Source organism: Chromohalobacter sp. 296-RDG, from assembly GCF_029889885.1.
In the GTDB taxonomy this organism is placed as follows: Bacteria; Pseudomonadota; Gammaproteobacteria; order Pseudomonadales; family Halomonadaceae; genus Chromohalobacter.
Genome location: NZ_JARANY010000002.1, coordinates 82,761 through 108,395 on the forward strand (window position 1 = coordinate 82,761; position 25,635 = coordinate 108,395).

The following is a 25,635-nucleotide window of genomic DNA, read 5'->3' on the forward strand; positions in this document are numbered from 1 at the left end:
TTGATCGATGGCGCCACGCAATTCAGGTGAAGCAATGTCTTACAAGTCTCATTCGCACGCGCAGTGGTCCTCTCGTATGGCCTTTGTGCTGGCCGCCGTCGGCTCGTCGGTCGGTCTGGGCAATATCTGGAAATTCCCCTACATGACCGGCGAAAGCGGTGGCGGCGCTTTCGTGCTGGTGTATCTGATCTGCATCTTCCTGGTCGGCTTGCCGATGTTGATGTCCGAATGGTTGCTCGGACGCCTGGGCCAGAAGAATCCCATCTCGACGATGGGCGACATCACACGGCGTCTCAAGCGTAGCCGGGCCTGGGTGTTGATTGGCGTGGCCGGGATTCTCGGCGCCTACTTGATTCTCTCGTTCTATAGCGTGATCGGTGGCTGGGCGCTGGCGTACATTCAAATGGCGGTGGTCGATACTTTCAGCGAGCTGAATAACGATAGTGTTGGCACCTTGTTCGGCAATTTGCTGGCAAGTCCCGTGGAATTGCTGCTCTGGCATAGCCTGTTCATGATCATGACGATCGGTGTCGTGGTGGGTGGCGTTGCTGGTGGCCTGGAGCGTGCGGCGAAGACCCTGATGCCGGCGCTGGCGGTGCTGCTGGTGTTGCTCGTGGGTTACGCCGCAACCACCGGCGCGTTCGCCGAAGGGGCGGCTTACCTGTTTACGCCGGACTTCTCCAAGATCACCCGTGACGGCATTCTCGCCGCACTGGGGCATGCCTTCTTCACCCTGAGTCTGGGTATGGGCATCATGATGGCGTATGGCTCGTATCTCTCCGATGACGTCAACATCGGTCGCTCGGCGCTCATCGTCGTGGTCATGGATACGGTCATCGCCCTGCTTGCTGGACTGGCTATTTTCCCCATCGTATTCGCCAATGGGTTGGATGCGGCTGCGGGTCCAGGCCTGATCTTCCAGACCCTACCGTTAGCGTTCGGCAACATGGCCGGTGGTTGGCTGTTCGGGTTGCTGTTCTTCGTGCTTCTGGTGTTCGCGGCGTGGACCTCCGCGATCTCACTACTTGAGCCGCTGGTGGAATGGATCGAGGAGCGCTCGCCGCTGTCGCGCGTGGGCTCGACCATCGTCGCGGGACTGGCGACCTGGGCTTTGGGGCTGGCCACGGTGCTGTCGTTCAACGTCTGGGGTGATTTCGCGCCGCTGGGCATGTTCGACAAGTTCGCCGGCATGACCCTCTTCGACTTGCTCGATTACGTCACCAGCAAGCTGCTGCTGCCGCTGACCGGCTTGGCCACCGTGCTGTTCGTGGGCTGGTTCATGGGGCGTGACGAACTGCGCTCACAGCTCAATATGAGCGATGGTGCCTTCGCCCTGTGGCGCGTGGCGGTACGTTTCATCGCGCCCATCGGCGTGGTGATCGTCTTCATCAGCAGCCTCTGAGCGTCATTCAGTCATCCGGCGCGGGCGAATATTGCCCGCGCCGGGCTTGGAACGCCCTTCCAGGCACTCGATGAACGGGGAACTCTCTCCGCTCATCGAGTGCCTGTTTACTGCCAGTCGTCGTAATCGACGATATCGCGCTCCAGGCGCTTGAATTCCTGATGCAGCTCAATGCCGCGCCGCGCCCGCAGATAGCGTGTCGCGGCACTCTTCTTGCGCTGCTCATGCTCGAGCATTTCCAGGCTCATATGAATGTCGAGAAGCTCGCTTTTCAAGGATTGAAGATGTTCGGCATCGCGCATATCGAATCTCCCGATCGTCCTTATGACCGTCCTTATAATCGGCTTGGTGCCATAACCGAATTCTGCTTGGCATCATTACTATAACGCACTTGACAGAATTATGACGTCAAGGATGAAACGGGCGTTTTTCTCCCTTCAACGCCTGCGGCATACTAGAATCGAATCTGTTTTCACGTCGCTGCTGGTCAGCCAAGGAGTCGCGCCATCATGAGCAGTGCCCTGTTCGATGAGATGAGACGCCGCATGGAGTATTTTCGGCGCTCCGAGCAGAAGGTGGCGCGTTTCGTGTTGCGCCATCCCGAGGATGTTATCCACATGCGCATCGTCGATCTGGCCACCGAAGCCAAGGTCAGCGAGCCTACTGTGGTGCGTTTCTGCCGTGCGCTAGGGTGCAACGGTTTCCAGGACTTCAAGCTCAGGCTCGCGCAGATGCTGGCCACGGGCAGTCAGTTCGCGCAATTCTCGATGAACGATAGTGACAGCGTCGCCGAATTTGCCCACAGCATTTTCGACTCCACCGTGGGCACGTTGCTCTCGGTACGTGATCGGCTCGATCATGCCGCACTGGGCAAGGCGGTCAACGCCCTGGCCATGGCCAATCGCGTGGAGTTCTACGGTTTCGGCGCTTCCGGCGCGGTGGCCTTCGATGCCCAGCACAAGTTCTTCCGTCTGCAGATATCCACTGTGGCCTATTCCGACCCGCACATGCAAAATATGTCGGCGGTGACGCTGACACCGCGTGACGTGGTGGTCGCCATCTCCCAGACCGGACGCACCCGGGCGCTGGTGGCCAGCGTGCGTCTGGCTCGCGAGACCGGTGCCACGGTGATTGGCTTGTGTCCCAGTGACTCGCCGCTGGCCAGCGAGGTCACCCTGCCGCTTTATATCGACGTGCACGAGGATACCGAAATCTACACCCCGATGAGCTCGCGCGTGGCGCACCTGGTGATCGTCGACGTGCTCGCCGTGGGCGTGGCCAAGACACGCGGGCCCAAGCTGGCCGAGCAACTCCAATCGGTTAAGAAAAGCCTGGTGCCGCTGCGTTATCCCGATACCGACGACGACACCTAGCCACTCGGCAGATCGCGAGCGACCGAAGCCGAGACCGCTTGTGCTAAGCTGGGCGCTCATTTCGCAATGCCAAGATACGTGATCCATGGACGACGTTTCGCCGGGCGACGTTTCGCCGCTACTCGACTCGCTGAATACGGCTCAGCGCGAGGCCGTGAGCCACCCGCAGGGCAATTTGCTGGTACTGGCTGGCGCTGGCTCGGGCAAGACGCGCGTGCTGGTGCATCGTATCGCCTGGTTGTTGCAGGTCGAGGGGTTGTCGCCCTATGCGATTCTCGCCGTGACCTTCACCAACAAGGCGGCGCGCGAGATGCGCACGCGCCTCGAAGCGCTATTGGGCCTGTCGTTGCGCAATATGTGGGTGGGCACGTTCCACTCCATCGCACATCGCCTGCTGCGTACCCACTGGCACGATGCGCGCCTGCCCCAGCATTTCCAGATCATCGACGGTGACGATCAACTGCGCCTGGTCAAGCGCTTGCTCAAGGATCATCGCATCGACGCCGAGCGCTTCCCGCCCAAGCAGGTGCAATACTTCATCGGCGGCTGCAAGGAAGAGGGGCTGCGGGCCCACCAGGTCCAGACCCATGGCGATGCCTATATGGGCCAGATGGTCGAGCTCTACGAACGCTATCAGCTGGCTTGCGAACGCGCCGGTCTGGTCGATTTCGGGGAGTTGCTACTGCGTGGCCTGGAGCTTCTGCGCGACAACCCCGAGTTGCTGGCGCATTACCGCGAGCGTTTCGGTCATCTGCTGGTCGACGAATTCCAGGATACCAATACCCTGCAGTATGCCTGGCTCAAGCTGCTTGCCGGCGATCGCGCGGGCATGACCGTGGTCGGCGACGACGATCAGTCGATCTACGGCTGGCGCGGCGCCAAGGTCGAGAACATCCGCCGCTTCGCCGAGGAATTCCCCGCGACCACCACGGTGCGTCTGGAGCAGAATTATCGCTCGACGAGCGCCATTCTCGAGGCCGCGAACACGCTGATCAGCCATAACGCCGGGCGCATGGGCAAGGAACTGTGGACCGACGGTGTTCACGGTGAACCGATTTCGGTCTACGCCGGCTTCAACGACCTCGACGAGGCCCGCTTCATCGTTGACACCCTCAATGAGGAAGTGAACAAGGGCAGCACGCGACAGGACATCGCGATTCTCTATCGCTCCAACGCGCAGTCGCGGGTGCTCGAGGAGGCGTTGATCCGCAGTGGCGTGCCCTATCGCATATATGGCGGCCAGCGCTTCTACGAGCGCCTCGAGATCAAGAATGCCCTGGCGTATCTGCGCTTGATGCTCACGCGTGACGATGATGCCTCGCTGGAGCGCGTGATCAACGTGCCGGCACGCGGCATCGGTACGCGTACCGTGGAAGTGCTGCGCGAGCGGGCCCGCATCCAAGGGGTGTCGTTATGGCAGGCGTTGCATGACAGCGTCAGCGAGGGGGCACTCAAGGGGCGTGCGGCAAGTGCGCTCTCGGCATTTTCGGAGCTGATCGAACGGCTCGACAATGATACTGCCGGCATGGAGTTGCATGAACTGATCGAACATGTCCTGCATACCACCGGCTTGCTCGAGCATCACCGCAATGAAAAGGGCGAGAAAGGTCAGGCGCGTGTCGAGAACCTCGAGGAACTGATCAACGCGGCGCGCAACTTTGCTCAGGGCGATCCCTTCTCGTTGCAGGAAGTCGGTGAGGGAGCGGCCGCGCTGGAGCCGTTCCTGGCCGAGGCCGCCCTCAATGCCGGCGATCACGAGGCGGACGACTTCGAGGACAGCGTGCAACTGATGACGCTGCACTCGGCCAAGGGGCTGGAATTTCCGGTGGTGTTCGTCGCCGGTGTCGAGGAAGGCTTGTTTCCGCACAAGATGTCGCTGGAGGAGCCGGGACGTCTCGAGGAAGAACGGCGTCTGTGCTATGTCGGGGTGACGCGCGCCATGCGCAAGCTGTATCTGACGCATGCCGAGATCCGTCGCCTGCATGGCAAGGAAACCTTTTCGCGGCCGTCGCGCTTTTTGCATGAGTTGCCCGAGTCGTTGCTCGAGGAGGTGCGTTTGCGTGGCCAGGTCTCGCGGCCGGTTTCCACGCGGCCGAACCGCGGACTCTCTCAGCAGCAGAGCGTCTCGAACGATGACGATCAGCCGTCGTTGAGTCTGGGGCAGCGGGTCAGTCATCCGGTTTTCGGCGAGGGTGTGATCATCAATGCCGAGGGCGAAGGTGCCAGGGCCCGCGTGCACATCAGTTTCGAGGACGAAGGCGACAAATGGTTGGTGCTGGGGTTCGCCAATCTGACGCCGTTATGACTCGACGCGTGTCGCGCGACATTGCAGTGGACAACGAGCGTCTTACGCCTCGGGGACGGGGCGTATGCGACCGTTGTCGTCCAGTGCCACCATCACGAAGCGTGCCTCGGTGACCTTGTAGCGCTCCTCGGGACTGCGCTCGTGAGGTGGGCGAATCCACACCTCGACATCGACCTTGATCGAGCTGCGCCCAACCTCGCTGATTTGGGTGAAGATATTGACCATCGCGCCGACCCGTACCGGGCACAGGAAATCCATGCCCTCGGTGGCGACCGTGGCGGTCCGGCCGCTTGCCAGGCGCCCCGCGGCGAGTTCGGCGGCCTGGTCCATCTGTGCGATGAGCCAGCCACCGGGAATGTCGCCATAAAGGTTGGTGTCCTGGCGCTGGGTGACGAGCTTGAGCGTGAGTTCGCCCTGCGGGGTGGGAATATCGTCGAGTTCATGCATGGCGTGGGTCCTGGCGATTGTTGTTATCAAGCATCTTGGTTGTCGAGCATTGTTGTTGTCGACCGTAGCGCGGTTGCAATCGTTTCATAGTAAACGCCGTCGCGCCTCGACGACCAGTCGCCCGGCAAGGTGTATCGCGGTGGGGCAAGCATGACAACGGGGACGAGAGCATTGATAAGCAAAAAGCGAACATACCGGTACGGCTCAGTGAACTGGCGATGTCGCGTGGCGATGATGCTAGGGGCGTTGCTGTTGCCGATGATGGCGATGGCAGCGCCGTTGAGCGGCACACTGGGATCGGTCGGCTCGGATACGCTGGGCGGTTTGATGACGCAATGGGGGGAACGGCTCAGTGCGCGGCATCCCGAGGTACGCTTGCAGGTACAAGCCTCGGGCTCGGGGACTGCGCCGCCGGCGCTGGCCGAAGGAGTGACACGTATCGGCGCCATGTCACGACCCATGACGGAGGCCGAGCGTGCCGACTTCATCGCCCGCCAGGGCCACCCACCGGTGGCAGTGCCGGTGGCGTTGGACGCGCTGACGCTGTTCGTGCATCGCGACAACCCGCTGACCTCGTTGTCATTGGCCCAGGTCGAGGCGCTGTTCGCCGACACTCGCTTCTGCGGTCAAACGCCTGCTATCCGACGCTGGGGCACGCTGGGGCTCGACGGCGACTGGGCCTCACGGCCTGTGGCCCGCTTTGGCCGCAATACCGCTTCCGGATCGCATGCACTGTTCAAGCGGGAGGCTTTGTGCGGCGGCAATTTCCGCCGCGACGTCAACGAGCTGCCGGGCTCCTCGGCGGTGGTGGCGGCGGTTGGACGTTCCCGCGAGGCGATCGGCTATGCCGGCCTGGGTTACCCCACCGCGATGGTCAAGGTGCTGGCGTTGCGCGATGATCAGGGCACGCCGCGTCTGCCCACGCTGGATAACGTCGTCAGCGGGCGCTATCCGCTCACTCGCCCTTTGTATGTATACGTCAATCTGGCCCCGGACGAGCGCTTGCCGGCCCTGGAACGCGCCTTCTTCGATCTAGTGCTATCGCCCGAAGGGCAGGCCGTGGTGGCCCGGCAGGGTTTCGTGCCGTTGCCTGAACCGCGCTTGGCCGCCGCCAGGCGGGCATTGCGGTTGCCACCCCTTGCCGATGTCACGCAATCGTCATCAAACTGACGTAATCTGATGGTCTCACTTCATTGCAAGGCAATGCTTCGCCGCCGGGCTCGCCGATGACTAATCCCTCCACTGCCCCGCCTCGCCCGAATCGCCGCTTGCGTCAGCGTCTCGACCGTCTGGCGACCGGGGTGATTGCCGCCAGCGGTATCGGCGTGGTCGTGGCAGTGCTGGCCATCGGTGTGTATCTGACGCTGGCCGTACTACCGCTTTTCGACGGTGCTGAAGTGGATACCGGCGCTCCCTCGGCCGCCGACGAAGGTATGATGCATGCCGTCTGGTTGGCCGATGATGGCACGCGTTGGTTGACCCGAGACGGGCATCTGCGCGACGTCGAGGGCGAGATTACAACGCTATCAGCAAGCACCACGATCGCGGCAGTGGCCGAGGCAGGCAAGACGCAGCCGCTGGCCCTGGGGCTGGGCAACGGTGAGGTACGCCTGGTGCCCCGCGACGATCAAGGGCGGTTGCGATGGACCCAAGCCTCTACCATGAGCTTGTTCGAATCCCGCGGCGTGGCGGCGTTGACGCTACGTCATGCGGCTCAGGGCTGGGTTCTGGCGGGGCGCGATACCCAAGGCAAGGTGGCGGCCCTGTGGCATACCGATGAGGCTACGCGGCGTATCGCGGTGCCGGAGACGGCCGAACATATCGCGCTAGGCCACGCGGGCCGCCTGGCCATGACTCAAGGCACGCAATTGACGCTGTGGCAGTTGTCTCCCGATGGCGGCGGCATGGTGTCGGTGCGCACCGAGACCCAGGCGCCGGTGACGGCGTTGAGCTTCCTGCAAGGCGGACGCACGCTTATCGTCGGCGATGCCCAAGGCGGGCTGCGTCGTTGGCGACTCTCCCCCGACGCCACGGGCTGGCAAGTGCCCGAGACGTCATACTCAGCTCTGGGCGATGCCGCCATTCGACGCTTGATCGCCCTGCCCCAGCAGCGCCTGTGGCTGGCGCTGGACGACAGTGGCCGCTTGGGACTCTATCAGTCCCTGAGCGGCCAACGCTGGCAGGGTCAGGCACCCGAGGCCACGCCGCCGACGGCCGTATCGATTAATTCACAAGGCACGCAGGTAATGTGGCTGGGCGAGTCGGGCACGCCCCAGCGGTTGGCGATCGAGGCGCCGCATGCTGCGGTAAGCCCGGCGACCCTGTGGATGCCGCAGACCTATGAAGGCCACAGCGCTGCCCAGTGGCGCTGGGCGGCAGCCGTCACTGGCGATGAAGAGCCGCAATACAGCCTGGTGCCGCTGGCCTGGGGTACACTCAAGGCAGCGGCCTGGGCCATGGTGTTTGCCGTGCCGCTGGCGTTGGGAGCGGCGGTGCATAGCGCTTGTTACATGTCACGGCGCCAGCGTGCGCGTCTCAAGCCCGCCATCGAGCTGATGGAGGCGTTGCCCGGCGTGGTCATTGGCTTCGTCGCAGGATTTCTCGTGGCGCCCTTCGTCGAGCGCCACCTCGCCGGCACCCTGGCGCTTTTCGTGTGCGTGCCGTTGGGCAGCGTGGCGTGCGGCTGGCTATGGCGGATGTTGTCTCGACGCTGGGGATCGCGTCTACCCCCTATCGGTGCCGGCGTCGGGCTGATGGTGCCCTTGGCGCTGCTGTGCTGGGCGGCACTGGGTCTCTCGCCGTGGCTCGAGGCCTGGTGGTTCGGCGGTGATCTGCGTGCCTGGATGCACCAGCAGTGGGGCTGGGATTACGCGCAACGCAATGCGCTGATCGTCGGTATGGCCATGGGGCTGGCGATCATTCCCACGCTCTATTCACTGGCCGAGGAAGCGCTTTCCGGTGTGCCCCGCCCCTTGGCGGAAGGCTCTCTGGCACTGGGCGCGACACGGGCGCAGACGCTGTGGCGAGTCCAGTTGCCCGCCGCCGCGCCGGGAATTCTCTCCGCGGTCATGATCGGCGCGGGACGCGCCGTGGGGGAAACCATGATCGTGCTGATGGTCACCGGCAATACGCCGCTGATGTCACCGAGCCTCTTCGAGGGCCTGCGCTCGCTGGCCGCCAACCTGGCCATCGAATTGCCCGAGGCGGCGGTGGGTGGCACCCATTATCGTCTGCTGCTGCTCGGGGCGTTGCTGCTGTTCGTGTTCACCTTCGTCGTCAACACGCTGGCGGAAATAGTGCGCTGGCGGCTCAAGCGGCGGTATCGACGCTATGGGGGTGACGCATGAGGATACTTCGGTTGGGCAGTGACGGTGTCTGGCGATGGCTGAGCGGGGCCTGCGTGGCGCTGTCGCTATTGGCCGTGGTGGCGCTTTTGACGTTGGTCGTGACACGCGGACTGGCGCATTTCTGGCCTGCCGATATCGAGCAACTGACCCTCGAAAATGGACAGCAGGTCGCTGGCATCGCCCGTGGCAGCGAGGCCGGCGAACAACGCTATTTCACCGCCAATCGTGACCTCGACGGTCGAGTATGGCGGTGGATCGAGACGCAGGCCATCGAGACGCGCGAGACACCGCCGGAATTACTGTACGCCGAGCGTCGCGATTGGGGACCCTTCATCGGACGCCTGACGGCGGTGGAGACGCCCGCCGGTGAACGCCTGCAAGGCAACGAGGCCGAACGCCGCCTGCGCCAAGCGCTGGCAGGAAACACCGACGTCACGACGCTACATCTGCGTAACGTCGAGGGGCGCGCGGCTGAGGTGGCCTTCGCGCAGGTGGCGTCGCTTTCCTGGCCCAATCGCATGACTATCGGCGACAAGCTCGCGGCCTGGGGACACGGCGTGTGGCGCTTTCTCAGCGAGGCACCGAGCGATGGCAATACCGGGGGCGGCGTATGGCCGGCGATCTTCGGCACCCTGTTGATGGTGATGCTGATGTCGCTGGTGGTCACGCCGTTCGGCGTGCTGGCGGCGTTGTATCTCAACGAGGTGGCACGCCAGGGGCCGTTGACGCGCCTGATACGCATCGCGGTGCGTAATCTGGCCGGGGTACCGTCGATCGTCTACGGCGTGTTCGGGCTGGGCGTGTTCGTCTACGGATTGGGCGGCCGTATCGATAGCTGGTTCTTCGCCGAGCGCCTGCCGTCGCCGACTTTTGGCACCGGTGGGCTGCTATGGGCCTCGCTGACGTTGGCGCTGTTGACGCTGCCGGTGGTGATCGTGGCTACCGAAGAGGGCCTGGCGCGAGTTCCCGTGGCGTTGCGTGAAGGGTCACTGGCGCTGGGCGCGACGCGTTTCGAAACCCTGCGCCGGGTGGTGGTGCCCATGGCGCTGCCGTCGATGCTCACCGGAGTAATCCTGGCCGTGGCTCGTGCCGCCGGCGAGGTGGCGCCGCTGATGCTGGTGGGTGTGGCCAAGTTGGCGCCGGAGGTCCCCGTGGATGGGGAGTTTCCGTACCTGCATCTCGATAGCAAGTTCATGCATCTGGGCTATCACTTGTTCGATCTTGGCTTCGCCAGTCGCGATGCCGAGGCGGCGATGCCACTGGTATTCGCGACAGCGACGTTGTTGGTCGTCGTCATCGTGGTGCTTAACCTAACTGCAATAATCTTGCGCCATCATCTCAGGGCACGTCACCGTGCACTGGAGCATTCGTAGGAGGTTCGTCACTCTTGTCTGCCGCGTCTTTTTCCGCCGCCGAGACCCAGCGCTTGTCGTCGTTGGCGGTCGATTTTCCCTCGACGTCGAGCTGTTTCGACATCGAGGCCCTGTCGCTCGCCTATGAGGGGAAGCCGGCGCTGCGCGACTTGACGCTGCGCGTGCCGCGTCACCGCGTGACGGCCTTCATCGGGCCCTCGGGATGCGGCAAGTCGACGTTACTGCGCGGCCTCAATCGATTGCATGACCTCAACGACCAGGTCACGCGGAATGGACGCATTCGCCTCGAGGGCCAGGACATTCATGCCCGCGACGTGGATGTGGCCGAGCTGCGCCGCCGGGTGGGGATGGTGTTTCAGACGCCCAATCCGTTTCCCATGTCGATCTATGAAAACGTCGCCTACGGGATGCGTCTGCAGGGCGTCAAACGCAAGCGCGAACTGGATGAAATCGTCGAGTGGGCGTTGCAGTCGGCGGCGCTCTGGGAGGAGGTCAAGGCGGATCTGCACGCCTCGGCGTGGACGTTGTCGGGCGGGCAGCAGCAGCGTCTGGTCATCGCCCGTACCCTGGCAGTGCGCCCGGACGTATTGCTGCTCGACGAGCCGGCCTCGGCGCTGGATCCGATCTCGACACTCAAGATCGAGGAGCTGATTCGTGGCTTGAAGTCGCAACTGACGCTGATTCTGGTCACCCACAACATGCAGCAGGCGGCGCGCGTGTCCGACTACACCGCGTTTCTGCACGCTGGCGAGCTGGTCGAGTACGCCCCGACCGATACGTTGTTCACCAATCCGCGCTTACGGCGCACCGAAGACTACATCACCGGCCGCGTGGGTTGAGTCGCGGCGATTCCGACAAGCGGAGCAGTGTCATGGACATTACCAACGAGACGCATAGCCAGCACATTTCCCGTCAGTTCAACCAGGAATTGGAGCAGCTCAAGACCCAGTTGATGGCCATGGGCGGACTGGTCGAGAAACAGGTGCAGGATGCCGTCGAGGCGTTGCTCGAGGGCGATAGTCGAACCGCCGAGCGCGTGCGCGATAGCGATAACGCCGTCAACGACATGCAAATCCAGATAGACGAGGAGTGCACTCGGGTGCTGGCACGCCGGCAGCCGGCGGCCTCCGATCTACGCCTGGTGCTGGCGGTCATCCGCGCTACCTCCGATCTAGAGCGGGTCGGCGACGAGGCCAACAAGATCGCACGCAATGCGTTGACGCTCATCGAGTCGGACCGCCATTCGCGGGGCATGGTCGAGATTCGCCACCTGAGCGAGCACGTGCGCAAGATGCTGCGTGACGCGCTGACGTCGTTCGCGCGCTTCGACACGCGGCTGGCGCTGGAGGTGCTTCACGAGGATGAATCGGTCGATAATGAATATACCACGGCCACGCGCTCGCTGGTGACCTTCATGATGGAAGATCCGCGCGCCATTACCTCCATTCTCAGCGTGATGACGATCCTGCGGGCCCTGGAGCGGGTCGGCGATCATGCCGACAACTTGGCTGAACACGTCATTTATCTGGTCAAGGGGCTCGACGTGCGTCACACCGAGCCCGGTGAGCTGGACGAGTCGCTCGGGGAGTGATGCCGTTTTCTGGCAGTGGCTGCCAACAGCGCTTCGGCATGGGGCGGAGTCAGGGCGATGGAGAAGACATGGCCCTGAATACTGTGGCAGTGAAAGTCGCGCAGTAGTGTGACTTGGGCGACGCTTTCCACGCCTTCGGCAATGACCTGCATGTCGGCATCGCGCCCCAGCGAGACGATCGAGTGCACCAGCGAGGCTACTCGTGGGTCATCGCAGATGCGGTCGATGAAGCTCTTGTCGATCTTGAGTGTGTCGAACGGGATCCGCGTGAGGTAGGAAAGCGACGAATAACCGGTGCCGAAATCATCGATGGCGAACCCCACGCCACGGCGCTTGAGACGCTGCATGCTATCGATGATGGCCTCGGGGTCGTCGATCAACGAGCGTTCCAGCACTTCCAGGTTGAGCAATCGCCCGGGTAGGCGGTGGCGCGTGAGCAGTGAATCGATCAAGTCGGCGAAGGCGGGCCATGCGAGCTGCTCCTGGGAAACGTTGACGGATACCGGTAGCAGGGCGTGGCCTCGGTCGCGCCACGTGGCCAGTTGCTGGGTGACGGTGTGCAGGACCCAGGTATCCAATTGATCGCCGAGATCGATTTCCTCACTGATATCGACGATATCCTGGGGGCTGACTTGCCCCAGTTCGCTGTCATGCCAACGCAGCAAGGCCTCGAATCCTTTCAGGCGATAGCCGTGTATGGCGACTTGCGGCTGATAGTGTAGCCGGAAGCGGTCTTCGGCCAGTGCCGAAGCCGTACGGCGGCGCAGCAAGTTGCGCCGCGTCAGGCGTGGCAGGGACGTTGGCGTATCGAGGCGGAGGAGGGCGTCGCCGCGCTCGTTGTGGAGGCGCCGGCAGGTATGCTGCAGGGCGGAGAGGATGTCATCGGCATGGCCAAGCCGGGTGGCGTCCTGTGCCCAGATAACGCGCGCAGCGGCGGTGACGGTCTTGCCGGCGGCGAGATAGGGCGCCTGCAAGGTCTCAGCCAGTGTTGCCATGGTGTCGGCCATGCGCGCGGGATCTCCCTGGTAGAGCAGCACCCCGAGGCGTTGATCGTCGATGCGTGCCAAGTCGAAGATAAAACCGTCGAGGGCTTTCTCGACCCGCGCGATGCCGCGCATGAGCACTTCGTTGCTGGCCTCTAGCGAAAAGCGCGTACGCACCGCGCGCATGCCGTAAAGATCGATGGCCGCGACGCCACAGAACCTTGCGGTGTCCGGCAATGCCGCCAGGCGTGCCTGAATGAGTTGCTGAAAGCGTTGTTGCGTGGCGAGCCGGGTTTGCGGATCGAACTGGGTGCCGATTTCGGCGCGGGCGCGCTCGAGGTGCGTGATGACGTCGTCGCCGATCTCGTTTTCCACCAGGCGTGCCAAATCGAGCAATATCTCGCGCTGGTGGGCGTCGAAGTGCCTTGGGTGACGGTCGATAACGCATAGCGTGCCCAGCGGCAGGCCCGAGGCCATACGAATGACGGCGCCGGCGTAAAAGCGGATGTAGGGCGTGTCGGTGACCAGGGGATGATCGCGAAAGCGCGGATCGTTGGCGGTGTCCTCGATTACCAGCATTTGGCGCTCGAGCAGGGCGTGCGCGCAAAAGGCGTTGTCGCGGGAGGTCTCGCAGGCATCGAAGCCGAAGCGTGACTTGAACCACTGACGGTGGCGATCGATCAGCGTGATCAGCACAATGGGCACGCCGAAGACCTTCGCGGTCAGCCGGGTGATGTCGTCGAAACGCTTCTCGGGCGGTGTATCCATCAGACCAAGACGTTGGAGTTCGTCGAGGCGGCGCGCTTCATCACCATGATCGGGGGCGTCGGCCCCAGGGGCATTTGCCATGAGGTGTTCTCTTGTCGCGATGCCGGGCTGCGTCATTTACAGGCCGGGGAGGCACGTTAACGCTGCCGTGCAGGCATCCCAGTTTAGCTACGTTAGCATACCGCCGTGCCGCGCTTGGCCGCTATTCGCTGGGTTGCGCCGAAAGGCCGAGCGGGTCATGCGTTTTACTGAGCACGAAGCCTGAGAGCGCCTCATACTGGTATTAAATTTCTCATCAACCGCGGGAGATGGGCGCCGGGGCCGCCGCATGGCATGCTGCTGCTCAGGATCCGCGCTAACGTCTATCAAGGAATGAACCTCGATGCTGCATGCGTTTACTGCCATCAGTCAGGGCACACGGTTGGTTCTGTCGCCGGGGATGCGCCGCTTCGTCATTGCGCCGGTGGCAATCAATCTGCTGATCTACGCCGCCACGCTAGGTTATTTGTTCACGCATTTCGGCGGCTGGCTCGACTACTGGATGCTCAAGGTGCCGTCCTGGCTCGAGTGGCTGGAATGGTTGATCTGGCCGCTGCTGGTAGTGAGCCTACTGTTGGTGGTGTTCTTTTCCTTCACGCTGGTGACCAACCTGATCGCTGCGCCGTTTTATGGCTTTCTCGCCGAAAAGGTGGAATGGCGCCTGAGTGGGGCGCCGCCCAGCGATACGCGGGGGCTTTTCCGCGCCGGGGTCGACGCGCTGGGTCGCGAATTCGTCAAGCTGGGGTACATGCTGCCGCGCATGGCGCTGTTGTTCGTACTTGGCTTCGTGCCCGGCGTGAACGTATTCATGCCGTTCTTGTGGGCCGCCTTTTCGGCGTGGATGCTGGCGATTCAATACCTGGATTATCCGATGGATAACAACCAGGTGAGCTTTGGTGACATGCGACGACGCTTGCGGACGCGTTGGTGGCCGACGCTGACCTTTGGGGTCGGCATGTCGCTGGCGACGTGGATACCAGTGCTCAATCTGGTGTTGTTACCGGGCGGCGTGGCGGGCGCGGTGATACTCTGGCAGCAGTATTATCGTCATCTACCGGCTGTGACACGCTGAACGCTCTCGACGACACAGGAGACCCCGCATGCAAGATACGCAAGCGCCCTCGCAAGCGCCTTCTGTAGCGCCCGGCGGCTTCATTCGACGCCGCTGGGCGCTGGGCATCCTACTCGCGGCCGCCGTGGGCGCGTTTCTGGTGTGGTGGCTGGGCGCTCAGATGCGCGATTGGCTGGGGACATTGAGCACGCTTCAGGCGGGCATGCTGGCGAGTCTGGTGGCGGGGCTTTTCACGCCGCTGGGGGCGTTACCGATCATGGTGCTTCGCCACATTAGCCAGCGTCTCGAGGATGCCCTGATGGGCTTCGGTGCTGGCGTGATGTTGGCCGCCACGGCCTATTCCCTGGCCATGCCGGCCTACGAGGACTCGCTGGCGCTCACCGGCACCATCGGCTGGGCCCTGATGATCGTCTGCGGGGGGATCGTGTGTGGCGGTATTCTGGTCTGGGGGATGGACCGCTTCGTGCCTCATGAGCATTTCGCGCTGGGCAAGCAGGGTGGCGCGGATGCCTTGCAGATCCGGCGTATCTGGCTGTTCATCTTTGCCATCACCATTCACAACTTCCCCGAAGGGCTGGCAGTCGGCGTGGGCTATGCGCGTGGCGACATGGCCGCCGGGGTGGCGCTGACGCTGGGCATCGGCCTCCAGAATCTACCCGAGGGGCTGATCGTCTCCCTGGGGCTGCTGGCCATCGGCTACTCGCGTCCGATGGCATTGGGTGCGGCGTTATTGAGCGGTCTGGTGGAGCCTATCGGCGGGGTTATCGGGGCCTTTGCGGTGCATGTCGTCGATGTCTTGCTGCCCTTTGGCCTGGCCTTTGCCGCCGGCGCGATGTTGTTCGTGATCAGTCACGAGATCATTCCCGAGTCGCATCGCAAGGGACACGAACGCGATGCGACCTTCGGCGTGCTGGGTGGATTCATGCTGATGTTCATGCTTGACAAGGTGTTCTGACCCTCTCGTCTAAGCTGCTAAGTAATTGACAAACCTGCAATGAAAACTATTATGATTAGGTACAACCTGCCGTTGGTGCCACGTTGCATCAAGGCTCGACATTCGACGATAGATTGACAAGGAGGTATGTCGTGGCGCATCAACTACCGACGTTACCCTATGCTTATGATGCCTTGGAACCGCATATCGATGCGCTTACCATGGAGATCCATCACAGCCGTCACCATCAGACCTACGTCAATAATCTGAACGCCGCTCTGGAAGGCACGGATCTCGAATCGCTGCCGGTCGAAACCCTGATGGGTGAAATCGAGCGCGTTCCGGAAGCCAAGCGTCAGGCAGTGATCAACAATGGTGGCGGGCACGCCAACCATTCGCTGTTCTGGACGGTCATGTCGGCACAGGGTGGAGGCAAGGCCAAGGGCGATTTGGCCTCGGCTATCGAAAGTGAACTGGGCGGTGACGAAGCGTTTCGTGAAGCCTTCACGCAAGCTGCCCTCAAGCGCTTTGGCAGTGGCTGGGCTTGGCTGTCCGTTACGCCTGCCGGGCGTCTGGTCGTGGAAAACACGCTCAATCAGGATAGCCCGCTGATGCACGGCAATACGCCGATTCTGGGGCTGGACGTGTGGGAACACGCCTATTACCTCAAGTATCAGAACAAGCGTCCCGAGTACATCAAGGCCTTCTTCGAGGTCGTCGATTGGGACGAAGTGGCGCGTCGTTACGCCGAAGCCACTGCGTAAGCCTATCGGGAGTATGTCATGGGCCCGGCAATAGGCATGACGAACGATGTCTCAGTACCGGCCCAATGCCTGACCATGGCAGATTTCGGCGCTTTCGAGCGCCGTTATCGTTTGTATCACCGCTTCCCCTCCTTGAACCGCACCGACGCCGCGTTCACTCCGGTGGCCGAGGGCTGGGTCGATGAATGTCGTCCTGCCGTGGGTGTCAGTCTCGTCGGTTCGCGTCTCACGATCCACCATACCTACGAAACGCATGCCTTGGCCGACGCGCCTGCGCATGTGTCGATCATCGTCATGCTCGAGGGCAGCGCGGAACTGTCGCACGGTGAGCAGTATTTCGCTCTGGCACCGCGTGAAGCGCTAATGCTCACGCACGCCGGACATCAGACGTTGAGTGCGCGTCATGCCGGTGGGCAGCACCTGCGTGCGATCAATCTCACCTTGCTGGATGCCGCACGTACGTCGCACACGCACTTGGCTGCGCTACTGGTCGAATTGCTCGACAACACCACCAGTGGGGCGTGGCGCTTGTCCTTGCCCGAAGGCGTCTGGTTGTCGCTCGAGGATTGGCTGAATGCACCACCGGAGGAAGCACAGCAGCATGCCTTGCTCGGTGAGGGTCTGGCGCTGCAATTGATGGCTCACGGTTTGGCGGCCCGGGGAACCTCTCCTCAGCAGGATCGCCGCCTGGGGAGGCGTGACCGCCACCATTTGGCACGTGTGCGTGAATGCCTGCATGAACACCCTGAGGCGTCGCATAGCATCGAGTCCTTGGCGCAGCTGGCCTGCATGAGTCCCAGCGCATTGCGTGACAAGTTTCGCCAGGCGTATGGCCAGTCGGTCTTCGAATGTTTGCGTCAACGTCGCCTCGAGATGGCCCATGCGCTGCTCCGGGAAGGCTATAGCGTGCAGTACGTGGCGACACGGGTGGGGTATCGGCATGCCAGCAACTTCGCCACTGCCTTCAAGCAGCGCTACGGTCTATCGCCGCGTGCGTTACACCAGCGTCTACCCCCGGCTGGGGTCGTGATTACGCCTTAATGATGATAGAAGTTCCTCCGCGAGGTCGCTTGCAGCGTCGCGCATAGATTTTTCGGCATTGATCATAAGCAGAACGACTCTTAAAAGTTAATAATTCTCACTCTCCATAAGAAACGGGTCGACCGCGACCCGAGGACGAGAGCGAGGAGCCGTTTTCATGAGTCGCACATTGCATCCCCACTGGTTTTTCTGCGCGTGCCTGGCGGGCGTATTGTTCATGCCCACGACAACATGGGCGCAATCCGAAAGCGATGACGGCGAGGCCGTGGATCTGTCCACGGTGACAGTGTCGGGCGAGGCTGCCACCAAGACGCAGACGCCGATCATCGAAACGCCGCAGTCCGTTTCCAACATCGATCGCGAGGAGATGGATGAACGCGACACCCGCACACTTGGCGATGCCGTGAAATACACGCCAGGGGTATACTCCAACCAAGTGGGCGCATCGAACCGTTACGATTATCTCGTCATGCGGGGCTTCTCTGATGGAAGTCTCAGCAATACCTACCTCGATGGTCTGAAGGTGATGGGGGACACTAATGGCTACAGCTCGATGGTGATCGATCCTTACTTCCTGGAGAGTGCTGAAATCGTCAAGGGGCCGGCCTCGGTGCTTTACGGGCGCTCGTCTCCCGGGGGCCTGGTGGCGCTGACCAGCAAGCAACCGCAATTCGAGACACATCGGCAGCTGCGCTTTGGCGTGGGCAACAATAGCCAGCGCAGCGTGGCGTTCGATGTCACGGGGCCGCTGGATGATGAGCGACGTGCCGCCTATCGCGTGGTGGGCTTGGCAAGTGGTGCGGATACCCAGTTCGACTCGGTCGAGGAAGAGCGCTACGCCATCGCACCCTCGATGACCTGGGATGTCACCGACGATACGACCCTGTCGTTCATGGCCTATCTGCAAAAGGATCCGGAAGGCGGCTATCATTCCGGCGTACCTTACGAGGGGGCGGTGAAAAGCCACAATGGCCAGAAGATCAGCAATAACTTCTTCGATGGCGAGGAGGATTACGACAAGTTCGAGCGGACCCAGCGTATGTTCGGTTACAGCCTCGAGCACCGTTTCAACGATGCCTGGACCGCGCGCCAGAAGGTGCGCTATCTGAACGCCGATGTCGATATGGATCAAGTCGCCCAACAAGCCGAATACCTTTATGACGGTTCAAACAACTTGATAGGGCAGAATGTCTGGGTCGACGGGAATAGCAATGAACTCAAGCGCTCTTATTTTGGTGCCGAAGAGTCGCTCGAGGCCTGGACCATTGATAACCAGGTAGAAGCCAAGCTCCACAGTGGCTTCATCGACCATACTGTGTTGATGGGGCTTGATTATCAGAATCGCGAGAATGACGTTGTTTATAAGTCGGGCGCTTTTCCCAATATAAATCCGTTCGATCCGCAATATGGTGCAGATGTCGTGGGTGATATAACCACGACCAACGATGAGCGCCATGAGTTGACCCAGACGGGGGTTTACCTGCAAGACCAGATGGCCTTCGATCGCTGGCATCTCACGCTAGGCGGCCGCTACGACTGGGTCGAAATCAAGAACACCGATAATCTAAACGACAGCGAAAGCAAGCTAGACGATACCCAGTTCAGTGGCCGGGCCGGCGCACTCTATCTATTCGACAATGGTGTCGCGCCCTATGTCAGCTACAATACGGCCTTCACGCCGACCAGTTTTGTCGATGCCCAAGGCGATCTACTGGAGCCGATGGAAGGTGAACAGTGGGAAACCGGCCTCAAGTTCCAGCCGCCGGGCACTCAGGATCGCTATAGCCTCTCGCTGTTCCGCATCACGCAGGAAAACGTCGCCACCAAGGAGCAACCCACCGACCCTTATCGCTCCATCGGCGAGATCGAGTCGCAAGGCCTGGAGTTGGAAGCCCGCACGCAATTAACCGAGGGACTGCGTTTGCAGGCCGCCTATAGCTACACCGACATTACCTACACCAAGAGCGATGTGGATAGCGAAGAAGGCAGTCACGCCATCTACGCCCCGCGTCACCAGGCTAGCCTGTGGGGCCATTATGCCTTCCAAGGCGATACGCTCGCAGGTCTGGATGCCGGCCTCGGGGTGCGCTATTACGCTGATATCCAAGCGAATCGTGCCAACACCGAGCAAGTTCCCGATTACACGCTGGTCGATGCCATGCTGGGCTATGACATGAGCCAGATGGGGATGCCGGGCATGCAGGTGCAGCTCAATGTGGGCAACGTCTTCGACAAGGAGTACGTGGCCTCATGCAATTCGCTTCAGCACTGCTATTTTGGAGCGGAGCGGAATGTACGTGCGAGCCTGACCTACGACTTCTAGCCCCTGCCTAGCCATCGCTCGACGACTTTGCAGACAAGACCTTGGCACGATTGAATCGCGAGTGGTTTTCATTTACGCTTTCTGGCGTGGGTATCTGGCCCACGCCTTCCACTTGGCCTCGCCACAGGAAAGCTTTCGATGTCAGTGCTGCTTGATCGGTTTTATGCCGGTCCCTTGAAAGGGATGGATCGCAAGCTGGTCACCTGGGACCAGGCGCCAGCGACGACCTGGGCGGCGCGAGATGTATTCTCCGAGCCCGGGATGACACAGATCCTCAAGCGTTATGGCGCCGAGCATCAGCATGGCGATTCTCGCGCCGTGATCTCGCTGTGGTCGAAGTATTTCCTGGCGCTCACTACCTATCTGGGAGCGGCGCACAACCTGCTGGCGGAGCGACAATTACCGCTCGAGCTATCGCGTCTGGGCTTGGTACTCGGCGAGGATATGCTCATCGAGGCACTGGTCGTCGAAGACACCGGCACACCGCTCGTCGCCACTCAGGCCGAAACGCGCTTTCTTCCCATGATACGCGACACCTGGGGGCCGGCGATTGCCTGCATGGCCGAGCACACCGGTATCGCGCCCCGCGCACTATGGGGCAATCTCGGCCACTACTATGACTACCTCATCTCCCAGCTCTACACCTTGCCCGGTGGCCAGGCGCGGGCCGATACGGGCGGGCGTCTGATGACTCTGCGGGAATTGGCCGATGGTAAGCGCAATCCGCTGTTTCGCCCCATTCGCTATTCTGAAAGCAGTGAAGGTGACATCGAGTCCATCCGGCGTGTCTGCTGCATTCGCTATCTTCTCCCCGGACTCGGCTACTGCGGCAACTGCCCGTTGGCATGTCGCGAAAAGACTGAAACCCAACCGCCACGACGCGTGGCCAACGGCTGATATGTAGAGCAGGTGTTTTTCTGGCAACGTTAGTCGCTACCCACGGCACGCCGTTCTTTGGGGGCGGTGCGCACGCGCGTGGCGGGGAAGACACAGCGGAAAAGCGCGCCTTGGCCGGGGTGGCTGTCGATGTCGAGATGCGCGTCGTGGCGCAGTAGGACATGCTTGACGATGGCCAGCCCCAGGCCGGTGCCGCCGTTGGCGGCGCTGCGCCCCTTGTCGACGCGATAGAAGCGTTCGGTGAGGCGTGGCAGGTGTACCGGGTCGATACCGTCGCCGTCATCTTCGACCTCTACCGCAGCACCCTCCTTCCAGGCCTTCCAGCGCAGCGTGACAGTGCTCCCCGGCGGTGTGTAACGCACGGCATTGAAGACCAGGTTGGAAACGGCGCTGCGCATCTCGCCTTCGTCACCCAGCAGGCAATGGTCGGTGTGGATGTCCAGGGCTATCTCATGACTGCCCGCGCAGAGGTTGGCAGCGTCATCGCGAATGTTTTCCAGCAGCGTGGCCATGTCCAGCGGGGCCGGATCGTCGCGGGTCTCGTCGGTTTCCAGCTTCGACAACAGCAGTAGGTCCTCGACCAGGTTCTGCATACGCTGGGTCTGTTCCTGCATCTGGCCGAGGCCGCGCTGCCAGCGCGATGGTAGTTGATCGGCCTGATCGAGATAAGTCTCGAGATAACCGGTCAACACGGTGAGCGGGGTGCGCAGCTCATGCGACACATTGGCCACGAAGTCGCGTCGCATTTGCTCGAGGCGATGCAGTTGCGAGATGTCACGCGCCATGACCAAGCGCTCGTCGTCGCCGAACAGCGTGACCTGGTACTGCAGCGTCACATCATCGCGTATCGGCGAGGCCAAAGTCAGCGGTTCGCGGTAATCGCGGGCATTGAAATAGGCCACGAAGCGCGGGTCGCGCAGGAAGTTGGTGATGTGCTGGCCGCGATCATGGGGCGTTTGAAAGCCGAGCATCTGGGCCGCGGCACTGTTCCACCACTCTAGGTCGCCGTGATGGTCGAGCATGACCACGGCATCGCGCATTGCCTCGCAGGAGTCTTGTACGCGGCGGATGATATCGCGCAGGCGAGCCTGCGATTGACGCTGGATCTTCTGATACTTGTAGAGGCGATCGAACAGGTCGCCCCAGACCCCGGCGCCAACCGGTGGCGTGTCATGTGGATGTTGGGTCAGCCAGACATACAGGGCACGCAAATGGCGAAGATGCAGGTAGACGTAGAGGCCCAGACCGGCGGCCAGCCCCCAGCCGGGTTCGCCGAAGAGCCCCCCGAGGACACCGAGACCGATGACGAGGTACGCCAGACGCCACAGTTCATTGGTCCAATAGTACACGTGCGCTACTCCTTGGTGGAGAAGCGATAACCGGTGCCGCGTACCGTCTGGATGAGGTGTTGGTGGTCATCGCCGAGCACCTTGCGCAGGCGGCGAATATGCACGTCGACGGTGCGCTCTTCGACGTAGACATTGCCACCCCAGACCTGGTCGAGCAACTGGCTGCGGGTGTAGGCGCGTTCCTGATGCGTCATGAAGAACTGCAGGAGCCGATACTCGATGGGACCCACGTCCAGCGCCTCGCCGTTGGCGCTGACCCGGTGGCTGACGGGATCGAGACGCAAGCCGTCGATTTCCACCGTGTCCTCGACCCCGGTGGGCGTGGTACGTCGCAGCACGGCCTTGAGGCGTGCCACCAGTTCCCGCGGCGAGAACGGCTTGGTGATGTAATCATCGGCGCCGGCTTCCAATCCCTGAATCTTGTTGTCTTCCTCGCTCTTGGCGGTGAGCAGGATGATCGGCAGCTCGGCGGTGGTGGTATCGCGCTTGAGACGTCGCGCCAGTTCGATGCCGCTGGTGCCAGGCATCATCCAGTCCAGCAGCAGCAGGTCGGGTTGATCGTCGACCACCATGGCGTGCGCCGCCTGGGCGTTGTCGGCTTCCAGCACGCGGTAGTCGGCCATTTCCAGCGCCACCGCGATCATTTCGCGGATGGACGCCTCGTCATCGACGATGAGCACTGTCTTGGCGGTCATGGGCGTGGGCCTCTTGCGGATCGCGATGAAACGAATCACTCATGAATGACATCGGCATGACGATTACAACGCGCTAATGTGACATTTTCGTGACAATCGCGCTCTTTACCTATAGTTCATAGCGTCATATAGGCCATAACGCCAGGGCGATGCCCGCGAAGGTCACCAGCCCGGCCCAATGATTGTTGAGGAAGGCGCGGAAGCAAGGGTCGCGCTCACGATAACGAATCAAGTAGTGCTGGTAGACGAAAATCGCCACCATGGCGGCCAGCCCCAGCCAGAAGAACCCGCCAAGCGCCAGATGTAGGCCGATCCAGGCGAGCAGCACCACGGTCAGGGCCTGCAACAACCCGATGATCAACCGGTCGGCGCGGCCGAACAGGACCGCCGTGGATTTGATCCCTACCCTGAGGTCGTCGTCGCGGTCGACGATGGCGTATTCGGTGTCGTAGGCCACCGTCCAGGCGATGTTGGCGGCCAGCAGTAACCACGCCTCGAGCGGTACCTGGTGCTGAATGGCCATGAATGCCATGGGAATACCCCACGAGAAGGCCGCCCCCAGCACTACCTGCGGGAAATGCGTATAGCGCTTCATGAACGGATAGGTGGCCGCCAGCGCCAGCGCCGCGAATGACAGCAGCACGGTGGGCAGATTGGTCAGGCAGACCAGGCCGAAGGCAATCACCACCAGTATCGTGAAGGTGGCCTTGGCTTCCTTCTCGGAGATGCGCCCGGTGGCCAATGGCCGGTCACGCGTACGCTTGACGTGGCCATCGAAATGTCGGTCGGCGTAATCGTTGACCACGCAACCGGCGGCACGCATCACGTACACGCCGATAACGAAGATCAGCAGCGTGCCGCGCTCGGGTACGCCCTCGGCCGCCAGCCATAGCGCCCACAGCGTCGGCCACATCAGAAGCCAGGTGCCGATGGGGCGGTCCAGACGCGTCAGGCGCAGGAAATCCGGCACGCGGGCCAGGCCGGTGGGGCGCGCGGCGTCGGATGAATCGGCGGACATCGGGCTCTCCTATGGAAACGTGCCTGTGAAAACGTGAATGGTCAGCTTAGCGCGATGACAACGCGAGGTCAGCGTCCATGGCGTCGAGAAAGAACTCCTGGACGAGAATCGATGTACGCCCCAAGCGCAGGACGGAGCGCCGTCCCCAGGGCGCGGCGCGACCGTGTGCCGTGACGAGCGTGGGAGTCGGCGACCGAATGATCTCGATAGGGCCGCGTTCCAGGCCGGGTTGGCGAAACAACCAGCTGCCCAGCGAACGTGTTCCCAGCGACTGCAGCCGCACGCCGTGGAGCGACGTTAGCGGGGCCACCGAACGTGCCGCGACCCACGGTGTTTCGCCCAGCATCAGCATGACCTCGCGCCGCCAGATACGGGCTCGGGGGTCGAGCCCCAGCGCCCGGGCTTCGTCGCGCCGGGGGCGGCTGATTCCCTGAGCGAGCAGCCGTACTCCGAAGGGCTGTGTGCTGGCAGCGCGCAGGCGTGCGGTCAGCGAGTCGCGCGAAGCTACCCAACGCCACCAAGCGGGGCTCATGCGGGGGCGCTGGGCGGCGGCCGGCAGCCAGTGTGGGCTAGCGCTGAAACGGTTGTGTGTCATGCGTAAGATCAGGCTCAAAGTACATTAGTGTATCATGCGTGTACGATGCGTTATTGCAGCGTCCGCGCTGTCGTATCGCCGCGTCGTCACCCTTCTTCATGCGTAGCAAGAGGCGCCAATGAGCGACCCTTTGATCATCGTCGGCAGCGGCATGGCCGGTCTGGGACTGGCCCGGCAGGTACGTGCTCGCGATGCCCGGCGCGCCATCACTCTGATCACTGCCGATAGCGGCTCTGACTATTCGAAACCGCTTTTGTCCACGGGCTTTGCCAAGGGAATGCACCCTGAGCGTTTGGTGATGCGCTCCCCCCTCGAGGTGGCCGATGCGCTTCAGCTGACCATGCGTACGCACACGCGGGTCGATACCATCGACCCGCGATCGCAGACGCTGGCTATCGGTGCGGAACGCCTGCCCTACGGCGAACTGGTCTTGGCCACCGGGGCAGCGCCCAGCGTGCCCTTCACGGTGGCGTACGACGTGCGCGATCGCGTCTTCACCATCAACGATCTCGACGACTATCGGCGTTTTCATGCCGTCTTGTCGCGCCATGGCGGCACTGCGCGCGTGGCGATCGTCGGCGCCGGACTGGTGGGCTGCGAGTTCGCCGACGATCTGCTTGCCGGGGGCCATCGCGTGGCACTGGTCGCCCCTGAACAAACGCCGCTGACGCGTCTTCTGCCGCTGCCGCTGGGCCAGGTGCTGGGGACCGCTCTGGGCAAGGCGGGCGCCGACCTGCGCCTGGGACGTAGCCTCGCACAGCTCCATCGTGATGACGAGGCAGTCTCGCTGGTGCTCGACGATGGCGAGGTGTTGTCCGCCGATCTGGTGTTGATTGCCACCGGCCTCTCGCCGCGTACCGCGCTGGCCGATACCGCCGGGCTCGCCGTTTCCGAGTCCGGTATCCAGACGGATCGTTACCTGGCGAGCGCGCAGCCGGGCATCCATGCATTGGGTGATTGCGCCTGTGTGGCGGGGCTCAACGCCATGTACGTGCAACCGCTGCAGGCCAGCGCCAAGGCGCTGGCGGCGACCCTGACCGGGACGTCGACGCCGGTCGCTTACGGCGCCTGGCCGGTATTGGTCAAGACCCCGTCGTGCCCGGTGGTGTCACTACCGCCGCGCCAAGCACCGGCACGTTGGCGGATCGAGGGCGAGGGTGACGATCTCAGTGCGCTCGCCGAGGATGAAAACGGCCATTTGCTGGGGTTTGCATTGACAGGGGCTTGCGTACGTCGGAAAGTCGAGCTGGCGCGGATCGCCCCGCCGTTGCTACCCTAGCTTAGGTCGTCATGCTGGTGGGTACCGGTATGGCGCATCA

Annotated in this window: 22 protein-coding genes; 15 read left to right on the forward strand and 7 right to left on the reverse strand. The window is 62.2% G+C overall.

Features of this window, described 5'->3' with window-relative positions; translation table 11 throughout:
• The first annotated feature begins 34 nt into the window (after positions 1-34).
• On the forward strand, positions 35-1,402 hold the full coding sequence (locus OP495_RS01690; protein WP_280566739.1) for a sodium-dependent transporter: 1,368 nt from the start codon (positions 35-37) through the stop codon (positions 1,400-1,402).
• Positions 1,403-1,509: 107 nt separating this feature from the next.
• Here OP495_RS01690 and OP495_RS01695 read toward each other — a convergent pair whose 3' ends face one another.
• Positions 1,510-1,704 carry a hypothetical protein gene (locus OP495_RS01695; RefSeq protein ID WP_280562439.1) on the reverse strand — a complete coding sequence of 65 codons (195 nt, stop codon included), beginning with the start codon at positions 1,702-1,704 and terminating at the stop codon, positions 1,510-1,512.
• A 207-nt stretch (positions 1,705-1,911) separates the two neighbouring features.
• Here OP495_RS01695 and hexR point away from each other — a divergent pair, with 207 nt between their 5' ends.
• Together hexR and uvrD are read left to right on the forward strand one after the other, a co-directional pair.
• Positions 1,912-2,775 carry a transcriptional regulator HexR gene (hexR, locus tag OP495_RS01700; RefSeq protein WP_280566740.1) on the forward strand — a complete coding sequence of 288 codons (864 nt, stop codon included), beginning with the start codon at positions 1,912-1,914 and terminating at the stop codon, positions 2,773-2,775.
• Positions 2,776-2,860: 85 nt separating this feature from the next.
• A complete protein-coding gene (uvrD, locus tag OP495_RS01705) occupies positions 2,861-5,080 on the forward strand; it encodes a DNA helicase II (RefSeq protein ID WP_280566742.1) in 2,220 nt (739 codons plus the stop codon).
• Between the two features lie 42 nt (positions 5,081-5,122).
• Here the strand turns inward: uvrD and OP495_RS01710 are convergent, their stop codons facing one another.
• Positions 5,123-5,527, reverse strand: a complete 405-nt coding sequence (locus OP495_RS01710) for an acyl-CoA thioesterase (protein WP_280566745.1) — start codon at positions 5,525-5,527, stop codon at positions 5,123-5,125.
• Positions 5,528-5,758: 231 nt separating this feature from the next.
• Here OP495_RS01710 and OP495_RS01715 point away from each other — a divergent pair, with 231 nt between their 5' ends.
• From OP495_RS01715 to phoU, 5 genes are all read left to right on the forward strand, one after another.
• Positions 5,759-6,697 (forward strand): phosphate ABC transporter substrate-binding protein, encoded by a 939-nt coding sequence (locus OP495_RS01715; protein ID WP_280566882.1) that lies wholly within the window; start codon positions 5,759-5,761, stop codon positions 6,695-6,697.
• Between the two features lie 56 nt (positions 6,698-6,753).
• On the forward strand, positions 6,754-8,874 hold the full coding sequence (locus OP495_RS01720) for an ABC transporter permease subunit (protein WP_280566748.1): 2,121 nt from the start codon (positions 6,754-6,756) through the stop codon (positions 8,872-8,874).
• The gene (gene pstA / locus OP495_RS01725) at positions 8,871-10,247 is read left to right on the forward strand and encodes a phosphate ABC transporter permease PstA (RefSeq protein WP_280566750.1); all 1,377 of its coding nucleotides are present in this window, start codon (positions 8,871-8,873) and stop codon (positions 10,245-10,247) included. The genes OP495_RS01720 and pstA overlap by 4 nt, the downstream gene beginning before the upstream one ends.
• Before the next feature lie 62 nt (positions 10,248-10,309).
• A complete protein-coding gene (gene pstB, locus OP495_RS01730) occupies positions 10,310-11,086 on the forward strand; it encodes a phosphate ABC transporter ATP-binding protein PstB (protein ID WP_280566883.1) in 777 nt (258 codons plus the stop codon).
• Between the two features lie 32 nt (positions 11,087-11,118).
• Entirely contained in the window at positions 11,119-11,838 is a 720-nt protein-coding gene (phoU, locus tag OP495_RS01735) for a phosphate signaling complex protein PhoU (RefSeq protein WP_280562445.1), read from the forward strand.
• Here phoU and OP495_RS01740 read toward each other — a convergent pair.
• Positions 11,796-13,670 (reverse strand): EAL domain-containing protein, encoded by a 1,875-nt coding sequence (locus OP495_RS01740; protein WP_280566751.1) that lies wholly within the window; start codon positions 13,668-13,670, stop codon positions 11,796-11,798. The genes phoU and OP495_RS01740 overlap by 43 nt on opposite strands.
• Positions 13,671-13,971: 301 nt before the next feature.
• On the opposite strand from OP495_RS01740, the gene cysZ reads away from it, so the two are divergent.
• The 6 genes from cysZ (at position 13,972) to fhuF (ending at position 20,659) form a co-directional block, all read left to right on the forward strand.
• A complete protein-coding gene (gene cysZ, locus OP495_RS01745; protein WP_280562447.1) occupies positions 13,972-14,700 on the forward strand; it encodes a sulfate transporter CysZ in 729 nt (242 codons plus the stop codon).
• A 28-nt stretch (positions 14,701-14,728) separates the two neighbouring features.
• A complete protein-coding gene (locus OP495_RS01750) occupies positions 14,729-15,655 on the forward strand; it encodes a ZIP family metal transporter (RefSeq protein WP_280566753.1) in 927 nt (308 codons plus the stop codon).
• A gap of 131 nt (positions 15,656-15,786) precedes the next feature.
• Entirely contained in the window at positions 15,787-16,398 is a 612-nt protein-coding gene (locus tag OP495_RS01755; RefSeq protein WP_280562449.1) for a superoxide dismutase, read from the forward strand.
• Between the two features lie 36 nt (positions 16,399-16,434).
• Positions 16,435-17,439, forward strand: coding sequence for an AraC family transcriptional regulator (locus OP495_RS01760; RefSeq protein ID WP_280566755.1), 1,005 nt, complete (start codon positions 16,435-16,437; stop codon positions 17,437-17,439).
• 217 nt (positions 17,440-17,656) lie between these two features.
• Positions 17,657-19,762 carry a TonB-dependent siderophore receptor gene (locus tag OP495_RS01765; RefSeq protein ID WP_280566885.1) on the forward strand — a complete coding sequence of 702 codons (2,106 nt, stop codon included), beginning with the start codon at positions 17,657-17,659 and terminating at the stop codon, positions 19,760-19,762.
• A 138-nt stretch (positions 19,763-19,900) separates the two neighbouring features.
• Entirely contained in the window at positions 19,901-20,659 is a 759-nt protein-coding gene (fhuF, locus tag OP495_RS01770) for a siderophore-iron reductase FhuF (protein WP_280566758.1), read from the forward strand.
• Positions 20,660-20,688: 29 nt separating this feature from the next.
• Here fhuF and phoR read toward each other — a convergent pair whose 3' ends face one another.
• The 4 genes from phoR to OP495_RS01790 all read right to left on the reverse strand — a co-directional run bounded on the left by phoR (position 20,689) and on the right by OP495_RS01790 (position 24,316).
• Complete coding sequence (gene phoR, locus OP495_RS01775) at positions 20,689-22,008, reverse strand: phosphate regulon sensor histidine kinase PhoR (RefSeq protein ID WP_280566759.1); 1,320 nt, start codon at positions 22,006-22,008, stop codon at positions 20,689-20,691.
• 5 nt (positions 22,009-22,013) lie between these two features.
• Positions 22,014-22,703, reverse strand: a complete 690-nt coding sequence (phoB, locus tag OP495_RS01780) for a phosphate regulon transcriptional regulator PhoB (RefSeq protein WP_280562453.1) — start codon at positions 22,701-22,703, stop codon at positions 22,014-22,016.
• Between the two features lie 124 nt (positions 22,704-22,827).
• A complete protein-coding gene (gene ubiA, locus OP495_RS01785; RefSeq protein WP_280566761.1) occupies positions 22,828-23,721 on the reverse strand; it encodes a 4-hydroxybenzoate octaprenyltransferase in 894 nt (297 codons plus the stop codon).
• A 46-nt stretch (positions 23,722-23,767) separates the two neighbouring features.
• Positions 23,768-24,316, reverse strand: a complete 549-nt coding sequence (locus OP495_RS01790) for a chorismate lyase (protein WP_280566762.1) — start codon at positions 24,314-24,316, stop codon at positions 23,768-23,770.
• A 118-nt stretch (positions 24,317-24,434) separates the two neighbouring features.
• On the opposite strand from OP495_RS01790, the gene OP495_RS01795 reads away from it, so the two are divergent.
• The gene (locus OP495_RS01795; RefSeq protein ID WP_280566765.1) at positions 24,435-25,595 is read left to right on the forward strand and encodes an FAD-dependent oxidoreductase; all 1,161 of its coding nucleotides are present in this window, start codon (positions 24,435-24,437) and stop codon (positions 25,593-25,595) included.
• Positions 25,596-25,635 lie beyond the last annotated feature (40 nt).

Coding starts and splice junctions, on each gene's coding strand:
- uvrD (WP_280566742.1), top strand. CDS start 2,861: ATGGACGACGTTTCGCCGGGCGACGTTTCGCCGCTACTCGACTCGCTG.
- fhuF (WP_280566758.1), top strand. CDS start 19,901: ATGTCAGTGCTGCTTGATCGGTTTTATGCCGGTCCCTTGAAAGGGATG.
- OP495_RS01715 (WP_280566882.1), top strand. CDS start 5,759: ATGATGCTAGGGGCGTTGCTGTTGCCGATGATGGCGATGGCAGCGCCG.
- OP495_RS01760 (WP_280566755.1), top strand. CDS start 16,435: ATGACGAACGATGTCTCAGTACCGGCCCAATGCCTGACCATGGCAGAT.
- OP495_RS01765 (WP_280566885.1), top strand. CDS start 17,657: ATGCCCACGACAACATGGGCGCAATCCGAAAGCGATGACGGCGAGGCC.
- OP495_RS01740 (WP_280566751.1), bottom strand. CDS start 13,670: ATGGCAAATGCCCCTGGGGCCGACGCCCCCGATCATGGTGATGAAGCG.
- cysZ (WP_280562447.1), top strand. CDS start 13,972: ATGCTGCATGCGTTTACTGCCATCAGTCAGGGCACACGGTTGGTTCTG.
- OP495_RS01795 (WP_280566765.1), top strand. CDS start 24,435: ATGAGCGACCCTTTGATCATCGTCGGCAGCGGCATGGCCGGTCTGGGA.
- OP495_RS01750 (WP_280566753.1), top strand. CDS start 14,729: ATGCAAGATACGCAAGCGCCCTCGCAAGCGCCTTCTGTAGCGCCCGGC.
- phoB (WP_280562453.1), bottom strand. CDS start 22,703: ATGACCGCCAAGACAGTGCTCATCGTCGATGACGAGGCGTCCATCCGC.
- OP495_RS01790 (WP_280566762.1), bottom strand. CDS start 24,316: ATGACACACAACCGTTTCAGCGCTAGCCCACACTGGCTGCCGGCCGCC.
- OP495_RS01720 (WP_280566748.1), top strand. CDS start 6,754: ATGACTAATCCCTCCACTGCCCCGCCTCGCCCGAATCGCCGCTTGCGT.
- OP495_RS01690 (WP_280566739.1), top strand. CDS start 35: ATGTCTTACAAGTCTCATTCGCACGCGCAGTGGTCCTCTCGTATGGCC.
- hexR (WP_280566740.1), top strand. CDS start 1,912: ATGAGCAGTGCCCTGTTCGATGAGATGAGACGCCGCATGGAGTATTTT.
- pstA (WP_280566750.1), top strand. CDS start 8,871: ATGAGGATACTTCGGTTGGGCAGTGACGGTGTCTGGCGATGGCTGAGC.
- OP495_RS01710 (WP_280566745.1), bottom strand. CDS start 5,527: ATGCATGAACTCGACGATATTCCCACCCCGCAGGGCGAACTCACGCTC.
- phoU (WP_280562445.1), top strand. CDS start 11,119: ATGGACATTACCAACGAGACGCATAGCCAGCACATTTCCCGTCAGTTC.
- ubiA (WP_280566761.1), bottom strand. CDS start 23,721: ATGTCCGCCGATTCATCCGACGCCGCGCGCCCCACCGGCCTGGCCCGC.
- OP495_RS01695 (WP_280562439.1), bottom strand. CDS start 1,704: ATGCGCGATGCCGAACATCTTCAATCCTTGAAAAGCGAGCTTCTCGAC.